This is a genomic window from Moraxella sp. CTOTU49097, assembly GCF_032064105.1.
Classification (GTDB): Bacteria; Pseudomonadota; Gammaproteobacteria; order Pseudomonadales; family Moraxellaceae; genus Faucicola; species Faucicola osloensis_B.
This window is the reverse complement of sequence record NZ_DAMBOA010000002.1, coordinates 179,044-191,764: the sequence shown is the minus strand read 5'-3', so window position 1 is coordinate 191,764 and position 12,721 is coordinate 179,044. Positions and strand designations below refer to the sequence as shown.

General features: G+C 44.5%; 6 protein-coding genes and 1 pseudogene. 6 read left to right on the top strand and 1 reads right to left on the bottom strand.

Annotated features, from left to right (window positions below):
* Nucleotides 1-47: 47 nt before the first annotated feature.
* Nucleotides 48-1,295, bottom strand: coding sequence for an efflux RND transporter periplasmic adaptor subunit (locus RT064_RS02440; RefSeq protein WP_313061033.1), 1,248 nt, complete (start codon nt 1,293-1,295; stop codon nt 48-50).
* A 495-nt stretch (nt 1,296-1,790) separates the two neighbouring features.
* Here RT064_RS02440 and pilG point away from each other — a divergent pair, with 495 nt between their 5' ends.
* The 6 genes and pseudogenes from pilG to RT064_RS02410 all read left to right on the top strand — a co-directional run bounded on the left by pilG (nt 1,791) and on the right by RT064_RS02410 (nt 12,721).
* Nucleotides 1,791-2,177 (top strand): twitching motility response regulator PilG, encoded by a 387-nt coding sequence (gene pilG, locus RT064_RS02435; protein WP_312276670.1) that lies wholly within the window; start codon nt 1,791-1,793, stop codon nt 2,175-2,177.
* Nucleotides 2,178-2,411: 234 nt separating this feature from the next.
* A complete protein-coding gene (locus RT064_RS02430) occupies nt 2,412-2,774 on the top strand; it encodes a response regulator (protein WP_036592735.1) in 363 nt (120 codons plus the stop codon).
* Nucleotides 2,775-2,779: 5 nt separating this feature from the next.
* Nucleotides 2,780-3,316: a chemotaxis protein CheW gene (locus RT064_RS02425; protein ID WP_313061031.1), complete on the top strand. Its 537-nt coding sequence runs from the start codon at nt 2,780-2,782 to the stop codon at nt 3,314-3,316.
* Nucleotides 3,317-3,738: 422 nt separating this feature from the next.
* A pseudogene (locus RT064_RS02420) lies at nt 3,739-4,770 on the top strand (methyl-accepting chemotaxis protein); the annotation flags it as partial.
* Between the two features lie 238 nt (nt 4,771-5,008).
* Complete coding sequence (locus RT064_RS02415; RefSeq protein ID WP_313061028.1) at nt 5,009-5,872, top strand: CheR family methyltransferase; 864 nt, start codon at nt 5,009-5,011, stop codon at nt 5,870-5,872.
* A gap of 171 nt (nt 5,873-6,043) precedes the next feature.
* A complete protein-coding gene (locus RT064_RS02410) occupies nt 6,044-12,721 on the top strand; it encodes an Hpt domain-containing protein (RefSeq protein WP_313061027.1) in 6,678 nt (2,225 codons plus the stop codon).

Sequence of the window (12,721 nt, the reverse complement as noted above, 5' to 3'; positions counted from 1 at the left end):
AAAATTTTTAACAATATAAAATGATTGAATGAAACACTATCAGTAAGCTATTTGAGCACGACTTTTTTACCCACATCATTGGCATTGAGATTTGCTACAATCACCGTGGTGTTAGGCTCGATGCCAGTAATTAAATACTGACTGGTATCGTCAAGGTGTTTGAGTACCTTAATAGGCTGTTTGGTAATCACATTGTCTTTACTGACCACCAAAATCGTGCCTGTTTCTAAGGTTGGACTTGTGGCGGATTGGTCGGTGGGTTGATTGGCTGCGCCTTTAGCCGTATCTTTGGCGTTAGAATCCAAGGCTTTTGACTCAAGCATTACCGCTGACATCGGCACCAATACCCCAACTTGTGCAACCCCATAATTAAGCTTGCCTGTGGCATACATGCCCGGGCGAAGTCCACGATTACGCTGAGAAGGCTTAACCGCGATATAAATCGTCAGCTGGCGAGTGGCGGCATCGACTTGGGGTGAAATGCGGCTAATTTGTCCAATGTACTGATTGGTTTGATTACTAATAGTAAAAGGCACTTGTTGACCCAGTTGTAGCTGTGTTTGTGCTTCGCTAGGAACATTGGCGGCAAACTCAAGTTTATTGGGGTCAATGATTTCCATCAAGGCTTGGTTTTGCGTGACTACCTGTCCAACATTGACGCTGCGACTGCTGACAATGCCCGTGGTAGGCGCATAAATCGTGGTATCGCCAAACATTTTTTGTGAGCTACTTAATTGGGCTTGTTTGGCTTTGATGGATTCACGCTGGGCAATGCTGTCTGCCACACTGCGCTCATACTCTATTTGTGAGACAAAGCCTTGCTCGAGCAAAATTTTGTTGCGCTCAGCAAGTTTATTGGCGACGATGGCTTGTGCTTGGGCGGCGGCAACATCGGCTTGCGCTTGAGCGAGTTGGTTTTTACTATCACTGATATCAAGTCGTACCAGTGGCTCACCTTTTGCCACCGTTTTACCCACATCAGCAAGCACTTGCTGCACTTGCGCATTCACGGTTGATTGCACCACTGTGTGGTCCGAAGGCTGCAGCGTTCCTGTCACGGTGACACTCGGTTCAAAACGGTCTGCTTTGGCGGTGATGACATCAGCGGCTAATAGCTGAATCTCGTTATTGGCGATTTGCGTGGTGGCTGACGCGGTGGTGACTTGAGTGTTTTGGGTTGACAACGGGCTTTTGCTATCGTTTTGCTGTTTTTGGCAGCCACTCAAACTCATAACAGTGCTAGCCACAGCTAGGCTTAATGGTAGAACTTTGGTCATAAACTTTGGTGTTATCATGAACGAGACGTCCTCAGCGCAAACAATCAACTTAAAAAAATATAAAATGATGTAGAAATAATCAGTACAATGCGTTTTTCTAAGCTTATTTCAACATGTTTCTATCATCAGGTAATACCTGTATATTACCATGGCTCTATGGGCAATCTACCAAAGCAGTCACCAGATCAAACTCGAATGGTCATCAGGATGTTAAAAATGAACGGTAAGTGCATCGATTTAAGCATACTTTGTAGCAAAAAAGTATGGTAGTATTTTAACAATAATTACCATACAGTTGGTTTTTAACTATCCATCTGAAATATTTGTTATATCTTATAAAAATTATTTACAATAGCTTCGTTTGATTGTCAAAAATTGTACCAGTGACTTTTGAGCGTTGATGGCACCATTTGATACCTGCCCCAACGCCTATAACTTAAAGTTTTGAGCAATCGCTATAGGACAGGACAGTGGGTAGCAAAATCATAGCGAAACAACGATTAGGAAAATATTATGGATGCAAATTTTGAAGGCTTAAAAGTCATGATTATTGACGATTCAAAAACCATTCGTCGTACTGCAGAGACTTTACTTGCCAAAGCAGGCTGTGAAGTGATTACTGCGGTTGATGGCTTTGATGCGTTGGCAAAAATTGCGGATACTAACCCAGATTTGATTTTTGTCGATATCATGATGCCACGCCTCGACGGTTATCAGACTTGTTCACTGATCAAAAACAACGCAGATTTTGCTGCCAAGCCGGTGATTATGCTGTCATCAAAAGATGGCTTGTTTGATAAAGCGCGCGGTCGTATTGTCGGCTCAGATGAGTACTTGACCAAACCATTTAGTAAAGAAGAGCTATTTGACGCCATTGAACGTCATCGTCCTGCATCTTAATACGCTGTGTTGAAGATTAACAACATGCCAGTACCACTGTTGTTAATACTTAAAGTTTACAATCACTAGCTACGACCAAACTAGAGATGACTAACATAAAAGCGCAGATTGCAACCTAGACGGGCATAGATTTGGGATACGTGTTTAAAGTTGTGCTGTCATGAGTACAGACACACAAAACAGCAAAATATAAAGCGATTAATATAATCAATCAGCAGGTAAAAGGGTAAGTCTATGGCCAAAATCTTAGTAGTTGATGATTCACCATCAGAAATGGCAAAATTTCGGGATATTTTGACCCGTCATCAGTACGAAGTCATTGAAGCGCATACAGGCGATGATGGGATTCAAAAAGCCAATGAGTTTTTCCCAGACGTGATTTTGATGGATGTGGTCATGCCAGAGATGAACGGCTTTCAAGCAACCCGCAAACTTACCCGTGACCCAAAAACCAGTCATATCCCTGTTGTCATCATCAGTACTAAAAATCAAGAAACTGACCGGGTATGGGGCAAGCGCCAAGGCGCACGAGATTATCTAAGTAAGCCGATTACAGAAGAAGCATTAATCACTGTAATCCGTTCCGTGATGGAGTAGGTTTCGTGTCCTCAAATGGCTTTATTGAGCTTTTACGACTCGCTGACCGCGGTATCAAACGACAAAAAGGTGCTCACTTTGACCAAAAAACCCAGTGGTTAGGGGTTGCGTTTTCGCTCGGTGGTTACCACTTGGTAGCCCCACTCGGCGATGTGGCTGAGGTGCTATCTTTGCCTGCTTATACCTCAGTGCCTTTATCAAAACCTTGGCTATTAGGGATTGCCAATGTTCGGGGACGGTTATTACCGATTACCAATTTGTCGAACTTTTTAGGTTTACCTCCACCAAGCTCAAACTACCAATCCGCCAATCAAAAGATTTTGGTGATTGATCAACCCAAGCTCTTTAGTGGCTTACAAGTCGATGAGATATTGGGTATCCAAACCTTTAGTCAAGGGCAATATCAGCCTATCGAAATGCCGAATGATTCACCGCTCGCTCAGTATACGCATGGTCAGTTTAAACAAAACGAGCAGATTTGGTATGTGTTTATGCCAAGCTTATTGGCGCAAGACACGCGTTATTTAGAAGCAGCGTTATAACCTAATTTTCTAACTCATTAAAATAATTGAGGGATTACCGTATCATGGATACTAAAACTTCGACCCTAAGTACCAATACCAATTCCCCTGTCGCGGTTGGGCCTGTCAACAGTAATTATCGTATGGATAGGGGGCGCTCAACCAACTGGATTTTTTGGGCAAGTATCTGTGGTGGCGGGGCTGCGTTGGCGTTTATTTATCAACTTTACCAATTGCTGATTTTGGTACGTCAAGATAATAGTGTTGCCAATAGTTTTTTGACGATTTGGTTGCCCTCTATTTTGATTGTAATAGGCGTCATTGGAGCGATTTACTTTTTGACCCGCCAGCTTAATGCTAAAACCTATCGAGAGAAGGCAGAAGGTGAGCGTGAAACGCTGCGTCAACGTCATGAGATGGAGGTTGAATCTGAGCGTGCCCGCAAAATCCAAGAAGAAAACGAACGCAACCAAATGGCGATTTTGCGTTTGCTTGATGAGTTAGGCGACTTAGCGGAAGGTGACTTGACCGTGAACGCGACAGTCTCAGAAGACTTTACAGGGGCAATTGCAGACTCGGTTAACTTTGCGATTGACCAATTGCGTCAACTGGTTTCTGCGATTAACGTCACCGCAGAGCGGGTCGCACGCGCATCTGACCAAACACAGGCAACGGCAGTTGAACTTGCTGAAGCCTCTGAAAGCCAAGCGCAAGAGATTGCAGGAGCCTCTGCAGCGATTAATGAGATGGCGGTGTCGATTGACCAAGTATCGTCAAATGCCGCCGAATCTGCTGCGGTTGCGGACCGTTCGGTTGCGATTGCCTATAACGGGGCAGAAGTGGTGCAACGTACTATTGATGGTATGAATACTATTCGTGACCAGATTCAAGAAACTTCAAAACGTATTAAGCGCCTCGGTGAATCATCGCAAGAGATTGGCGATATCGTTGGACTGATTAATGACATTGCTGACCAAACCAACATCCTTGCTTTGAATGCGGCGATTCAGGCATCGATGGCAGGTGAAGCAGGGCGTGGTTTTGCGGTTGTTGCTGACGAGGTTCAGCGCCTAGCAGAGCGTTCAGCCACAGCGACCAAACAGATTGAAACACTGGTTAAAACCATTCAGGCAGATACGAACGAAGCCGTGATGTCGATGGAATCAACCACGGCAGAAGTTGTACGCGGTGCAAAACTTGCAAAAGATGCGGGTGAGGCGCTTGAAGAAGTACAAACTGTATCTAACAATTTGGCATCATTGATTCAAAGTATCTCGAATGCGGCGCGTCAGCAGGCAGCCTCAGCGGGTCATATTTCAAATACCATGAACGTCATTCAAGATATTACCTCGCAAACCACCTCAGGTACCATGGCGGCCGCTCGTTCAATCGGTCAGCTTAATGAAATGGCGGCGGCGCTTCAAGAATCAGTATCGGGCTTTAAATTGCCAGATGATGCTTTAGCAAGCGCTTAATGGCTAATGCTTAATTAGGCTTAGTAATCAACAGTTAGCTAAAAATAAAGGGTGGTTTTTACCACCTTTCTTTTTATGACTGTTAGATAGAATTATAAAACAAGGGTATGAGTGTTAGATGAGGAGTTGGACGCGGTTGTTTTAATCATTGATTGAGATTTTTTAATGCCAAGTCACGTACCGATAATAAGTTATTCACCGATAACAACTAGGGTAGAGGTAAGACTAAATAACGTTTATGCAACAATACTATCTATCTGAGCAAGCATTGTCACTGTGGCTCAACTATGTTGAACACCAAGTGGGTTTTATCCTACCTAAGTCTCAGAACAACTGGGTAAAAGGTATCATTGAGCGGCATATGCGGCGCAATGCGCTTGACAGTACGGCGTTATTACAGACAATTGTGCAGGATGCTACTATCTATCATCAGCTAATCGATGATATATTGATTCCTAGAACCCAGTTTTTTCGGCATTTACCCACTTTTGCGTTTGCTGAAGCAGTTGCCAACGCATGGCATGTGCAGCCTCAAAACCAAGAACGTAGTTTCACAGCGTGGAGTGTGGGGTGTTCGACAGGGCAGGAAGCAGTCACGATTGCGTTATGTCTAGAAAATGCCTTGGATGGGATGCAAGTTTATCAGGTGTTTGGTTCAGATTTTCACCAGCAATCATTGATTGATGCGACCCTTGGCGAGTATGACAATGCGCAAAAACCGTTTATTCCTGCTGTGTATCATCACTACCTTAAAGACGTTGGCAGGGATAAATTTGCGCTAATCCCTAAAATAAAATCGCAATTGCAGTTTTTTAGCAAAAATTTGGTAGATGCTCAGCAATCGATTCCTTTAGAGGCAGGTCAATGCCAACTGATTGTCTGCAACAATGTGTTAATTTATTTTCGGCAATTTGAGCAGCGTGACATCGTGCGTTATTTAGCCCGTTATTTGGCGGATGATGGTGTTTTGTTATTAGGCTCAGGTGAAAGTCTGGTGTTTAGTGATCCAGATTTACAGCAAATTGCCGTACCGACAATCAATGGCTATTGCAAAACGGTTGCTCCGGATTGGCTCAAAGCAGTGGCAAATATTGAGCGCTAATGAGTGAAGTCAATATTGAAGTTTATAAAAGCTATCAACCTGAGTTGACGCCAGACAGTTGGTAAGTTATTTTAAGTGATATAAGAAATTAATAAACGACTGCGTTACAGCTAACTTAAAATCGAGAAAAATCGTCATCGTTTTTGACAGTCGTTGTCCTAGGAATATGGTATGAGTAAACAACGTGATTTGATCGCCTTAGACTGGTTGATGCCGGTTTTAAAAGACGTATTTGGTGAACTTAACCAGTTGCTACAACGACATGACGCGCAGCCAGCGTGGCAGTTAATCGGTCAACATTTGCACCAAATCACCGGTGCACTCGCGCTTGCCAATCAGCCAGCCTTATCAAAACTGGCAAAAACGCTTGATAAAACCACTATCGCCATTCAGCAAGAGACTTTATCCCCGCAGTATTTTAGTCAAATCAGCCATGCGGTGAGATTGCTGCAATTTGATATTGAACAAGTACAAGCTAAACAGCAGATTCATACTGACTGGGTTAATGACCGAATCGCTTATTTTGAGCAATTGCTTGGCATAGCGTCATCTTATGAGCCCATCCAACCTGCTGCAGACAATACTTTATTATTTTTAAGCCAATTACCCACGCCAGACATCAAACACCCATGGGACAGTGCCCAAGCCGCTGAGTTACTCAAAGTCTGGCGTTATACCAGTTTGCAACTACTACAAAACGCGACCAACGACAGTAAACATTTAGATGGGCTGACCAAGGTTGCTGGCTATTTATCCCAGGCTGCCATCAATCCTGCTTGGCGTCAATTTTGGCAGTTGGTCGCAGTGTGGTGCAATAATTTAACCCTCAATGAGCAGCCTGCGCCAACCGCTTATGCTTCGCTATTAAACAGTCTGTCATTGGTGCTGACGCATGATTTGACTCTCACCCCTGATATTACGGCATCTCGTTTAGCAGTTGATGTGTTATTGGCGCTCAATGCGTTAACCTACAAATCGCATGACGCTAAAGCCCTACTATCAAGCTTGGATATCAATAGTAGTGATACGCTTGATAATCTATTTAGTCAAGTATTAGAAAAACTTGAAAAAATTATTTATCAAGTGCATGAGCCGCTCACCATTTTGCCGATGCTTGAATCGGTCAAAAATAGTTTGGCAAATCGCGGTTGGGTATTTTATGAAAACCAAATGGCGCAAATTATCGATGACGTGCGCTTGATGACGCAAGATACCTTTATGGCGTCATCACTCAGCTGGCAGGTAGAACGCCAGCTGCAAGATTTTTATAGCCAGTTGCTGTCAACGGTTGAAACCCTTGATAGCCAAATTGGCTTACAGCATTTTGCCTATGCCAGCAATCCGCAAAATGAAGCGGTGCGGCAAACGCGCGTGCATGTTGAAAATATCAAGCGGTCGTTTAATCAATATATCCAAACCCGTGATTTAAATAAGTTAACAGTCAATGAAGAATTGATTGCCACCATTCAAGTTTTTGGGGCATTAGGCTTAACACGTCCCAAAGAATTGGTCGAACAAATTCGCTTATTATTTAGCCGTATCCATAAAAATTCGGTACACGTCTTAAGCTGGGAAGCCAGTGATGCCATCGCCGACATGATTGCCCGCTTTGAGCTATTTTTGGATTATTTATCCAATCAGTCTGTCAATGAAGAATTTTTGGATGAAACCCAAACTCAGCTTAACCGCGCCAACTTATTGCTTAATCGTTTAATCGAAACGCCATTAACCGCCGCTGAAGTGATAGCACCCACCAAGCACTTTAGCAGAGATACGGTGATTTACGATGATGAAGGCGAACGTATTGCTAGTGATATTGAATTACCAGCACAAGTGCTAGCTACTGCTGCAGAAGCGACTATCACGCTAATACCTGCCGCGCAAACGCCTATGATGCAAACGACTGGCGTGCAAGAATCGCAAGCGCTGGCGGCGGCGAGGCAAGCCCTCAAAGATGATGACTATAGTATGGATGAAGATATCCGAGATATTTTCATTGAAGAAGCGCAAGAAGTCCTCGCTGAGTTGGGTGAGCAAATTCCTGTATGGGAAGTGGATACCCATGAATTAGTGGCGCTCAAAGATATCCGCCGAGGTTTTCATACTTTAAAAGGCTCAGGTCGTATGGTCGGCGCTCATCAAATTGGTGAGATGTGTTGGGCAGTAGAAAACATGCTCAACCGTGTGCTAGATGGCACTTTAGCGGTTAGTGATGCGTTAGTTGGCTTTATCAAAGATACTCATCGTAAACTGCCGACACTGGTTGAAGATTTTCAGCAGCAGCGGGCGCCAAGTATTGACCCTGCGGTTACCGTATTGCAAGCGACTAATCTATTACAGCAGCAGCCGATTAATACAGGTCTGCCAGAAACCAATGGCTTAGATAGCCTTGTACCAGTCAGTACTAATCTAGCTGAAGACAGTAATAATATTAATATGGCTCAAGGCAATGAAGTTGCCAGCGACACTGCGCCATCAACCACAGGGGATATTCATGCCTTACCTGAGGTGGTGGCTCGCGAATATGAGCAGCTAACGACGGTCACAGATGCGGTCAGCGATCCCGATATTCAAGAAATTTATATCGAAGAAGCCAATGAAGTGATTGAGACAATTGCACCGCTTAACCAAGCTTGGCAAGCTAAGCCCAATGATTTTGATACCTTAAAAGAAATTCGCCGAGGTTTTCATACTTTAAAAGGCTCAGGTCGCATGGTTGGCGCCAATCAGCTAGGGGAGCTTGCTTGGTCGATTGAAAACATGCTCAATCGCGTGCTTGATCATACCATAGCGGTTGATGAGGGGGTTTTACGTCTAGTTAGTGATGTCATTGACGCATTTGCTGGGCTCATCACGATTTTTGCCCAAAATCGTACAGACTATCCCGCCGTGATTCAATTATGGCAAGCCGTTGCTAATAGCTATGCCAAAAAACATGGCGACAGCTTTAGCTACCATCAAGCCTTATCCGTCTTTGGGGGACAAGTAGCAGCTTCGCCAAGTGCGCCACACACAGATGCGGCGCTTTCGTCTGGTCACGCTAACGCCCAAACTCAAGCGCCACAGAATGTTAGTGACATCAGTAGTGAAATGGATGTCGCTGATGACGTATTTATTGAAGAAGCAGACGAGTTATTGGTCGATATTGATAACTTTATCACCCACCATTTGGGTGAACCTGCAACGCATGTGCCTGATGCCATATTACGTGCATTCCATACCTTGCGTGGTGGCGCTGCGCTGATTGAACTCAACAATGTTTATCGCTTAAGCGCGGCGGTAGAAGAAGCACTGGGCGACTTATTACATAATGAAATGCCGCTTACTGCTAGCCAGTTATTGACCTTGCAAGAGGCCAAAGATCTACTGCAAACCTACATTGATGAGCATAAAATCCATCATGATGTGACGGTGGTGGAAGATAACACTGACATTGTTGCCGACTTGATTGAACGGCTAACAGATGCCAATGCCGAATCTTATGAAAGCACAAAACTGACGGTCAAAGACTTGATAGCGCTTGGGATTGATGACTTACTCGATGCCGATCAGCAAGCACAGGCTAAGTTTGCTGGTGAGAGTGAACAAGTTATTGCCTATGCCCAGCAGCTTGAACAGCAAGCGTCAAGGCTTGCACAAGCGACTGACGGTTTAAGCTATTTTATCATTCCAAGTACCTTACAGTTTGCCTATAAAAAACTCGCTGATTATCCGCAATTTGCACAAAACGAAGACATTTATGATGGCTTAATGAGCTTACACAATCAGCTCATCAATATGTTTGACGCCATTGCAGCAGGACTGCGCGTCAATATCAATGAAGAGGCGATTGAAAGCTTAAGAAAATTATTGGCAAAAAGTCAGTACCAAGCTGAAATGGATGCTATCGAGTACCAACCAGTTGCTACCGACGATGAACTATTGCAGATTTTCTTGGATGAAGTGCAAACCATTCAGCCCGATGTGCAAAATTACTACAACCAATGGCTCAATAACCTTAGCAATTTAGCGGTTGTCAAAGAACTCGCTAATTATATGCACATCTTAAAAGGGGGTGCAGAGCTAATCGGGGTATCGAGTATCGTCGAGATGGCGCTACGTGGTGAGCAAGTGTATGACGCCATTGACAAAGGTATTTTACCTAGTGATACCGATACTGCTTCATTGCTGCAAAAGCTGCATGAAACCATTGCCTCACAGCTCAAGCAAGTTCGACAATTTAGTCGCTCTTTTGAAGCCACAGATTTTGCCCAGCAAATCGATGAGGTCATCGCCGGCACAGTACAAAGTCGAGACTTGGTATTTGCGGTGCCACTGATTGTTGAAGCCAATCCTGAAGAGTCGATAGAGCAAAAACAACTTGCCAAAGAGGGTGATAGCGCGCTTGCGAAAAATGATCCACTCTACATCGAAGAAATTATTAATAACTTTGAACAGCGTCGTTTAGAGACTTGGAAAGGTCAAGAGCCTGACGAAGATATCTTAAAAGTGTATCTTGAAGAAGCCAAAGAGCTGATTGATAGCAGCAGCCAGCATTTACAAGAGTTCCGTAGTAATAACAGTGATCTTGCAGCATTACAAGCCTTGCAACGTGAATTGCACACCATAAAAGGTGGCGCAAGAATGGTCGGTGCAGAAGGGATTGCTACATTAGCGCACGAAATGGAAACCATCTACGAAGAGCTAGGCAGCCGCCGCAAACCTGCGACTCGGATGATTGGTAACCTATTGGCGGTGTGTCATGACTGGTTAGCAAGTGCGATTTATGTATTAGAAAATAAATTTAACCCACAAACGCCGGTGGCGTTGGTTGCAGCGCTGCAACAATTCTCGCGAAAACCTGATAACTTAAAAGAAATCCCCAATGTTAACTTAGCCAGCCAAATTGAGCAAATTGATATCTATCGCAGTAGTCTGGGACAAGACACGTTAGAAGTCAAACAGCGCGACCTAAGCGTCATGCCGCTGATGACGGGTAACTTTGAATCTGAGCAAGATCAATCGAGCCTTAATGCTGAGACGCTTAGGATTGCTGCAAGTACCATGGAGCGCATGATTAACCTATCAGGTGAGTCCGCGATTAACCGCTCACGAATCGAGATGGGTATATCGAGTCTATCGAACAATATCGAAGAGATGGGCGCAACCGTACAGCGTCTGGCAGATCAGCTACGCCGTATGGAAACTGAGCTTGAGATTCAAATTTTGTCACAAATTGGTGATGAGCATGCGTTAGAAAATGACTTTGACCCGTTAGAGATGGACCAATATTCAGCGCTCAGCCAACTGTCAAAATCGCTCTCGGAATCGGCATCGGACTTGTTAGACATCAAAACCACCATGCTGGATAAAACCCGTGAAACCGAAAACTTGCTACTGCAATTATCACGCACCCAGTCCGATTTGCAAGAAGGGTTGATGGACTCACGTACTGTGCCATTCTCGCGTATCACGCCACGTCTGCAACGGGTCGTCCGTCAAACAGCCACCGAGCTTGGCAAGTCTGTTGAACTGCGAATCCTAAACGATGAAGGTGAAATTGACCGTAATATCCTTGAGCGTATTACCTCACCGCTTGAGCATATGCTACGTAACGCCGTTGACCATGGTATCGAAAAATCGCAAGAACGTATTGAAAGTGGTAAATCAAGAACAGGCTTAATCACGCTTGAAGTGCTGCGTGAAGGTGGTGAAATCGTTATCAGCTTAATCGATGATGGGCGCGGTATTAATGTGAATGCGGTACGCCAAAAAGCGATTGAGCAAGGCTTGATTTCTGCCAAAGATAGCAGTCTAAAAACACTTGATATCATGCAATATATCTTTAACGCGGGTCTGTCCACCGCCAAATCTGTATCACAAATCTCAGGCCGTGGTGTCGGTATGGATGTGGTACAAAGTGAGGTCAAACAGCTAGGTGGTGTAGTCACTGTCGATTCTGAAAGTGGCAGAGGCTCACGCTTTACTATGCGTTTACCATTGACAGTTGCGGTGTCTGATGCCTTGATGGTTAGGGCAGGGGATAAATACTTTGCTGTACCATTGGTGCAAATTGAACGTGTGATGCGGGTCAATATCGATGCGATTGCTAATTTTTATACCACGAATGCCGATAGCATCAATATCGATGGACAAGCCTATCGTCTGCGCTATCTCAATCAGATTTTGTACGGTAGCGACCCGGTGGATGCACTAGCGCACCAGTCAAGCAGTGTACCAGTGATTATTATTCGTACTGACTTAGGTCAGCGCATGGCGCTGCAAGTGGATATGATTGCAGGCTCTCGTATTGAAGTGGTCGTCAAACCGCTTGGTCGTCAGCTCTCACATATCGACGGAATTTCAGCTGCTACCATCATGGGTGATGGTTCGGTCATGCTCATTCTTGACTTGGTGGCATTGATGCGTAATGTCAGCAATATCGCCAAAGTCGAGCAGCAAAAAGCCAATAAGTCGGTCAAACAAGCGCACAAACCCGTGGTACTGATTGTAGATGACTCAGTAACCGTGCGTAAAGTCACCTCGCGCCTACTGGAACGTAACGGCTATGAGGCGCAAGTGGCAACGGATGGTATTGATGCGCTAGAAAAACTGCAAGAAATGCTACCGGAAGTCATTGTATTGGATATTGAGATGCCACGTATGGACGGCTTTGAAGTCGCCAACCATATTCGCCATAACCCACGACTCCAGCATATCCCTATTGTTATGATTACATCGCGTACCGGTGAAAAACACCGTGAACGCGCATTTGGTATCGGGGTAAATGAATACATGGGTAAACCATTCCAAGAACAAATGCTGTTAGATACGTTAGCGCGCTTTACCCAACAAGCAAAAACTGACTAA

Excerpts from the sequence above, each read along its gene's own strand:
- RT064_RS02440 (WP_313061033.1), bottom strand. The coding sequence starts at position 1,295 with ATGATAACACCAAAGTTTATGACCAAAGTTCTACCATTAAGCCTAGCT.
- RT064_RS02430 (WP_036592735.1), top strand. The coding sequence starts at position 2,412 with ATGGCCAAAATCTTAGTAGTTGATGATTCACCATCAGAAATGGCAAAA.
- pilG (WP_312276670.1), top strand. The coding sequence starts at position 1,791 with ATGGATGCAAATTTTGAAGGCTTAAAAGTCATGATTATTGACGATTCA.
- RT064_RS02415 (WP_313061028.1), top strand. The coding sequence starts at position 5,009 with ATGCAACAATACTATCTATCTGAGCAAGCATTGTCACTGTGGCTCAAC.
- RT064_RS02410 (WP_313061027.1), top strand. The coding sequence starts at position 6,044 with ATGAGTAAACAACGTGATTTGATCGCCTTAGACTGGTTGATGCCGGTT.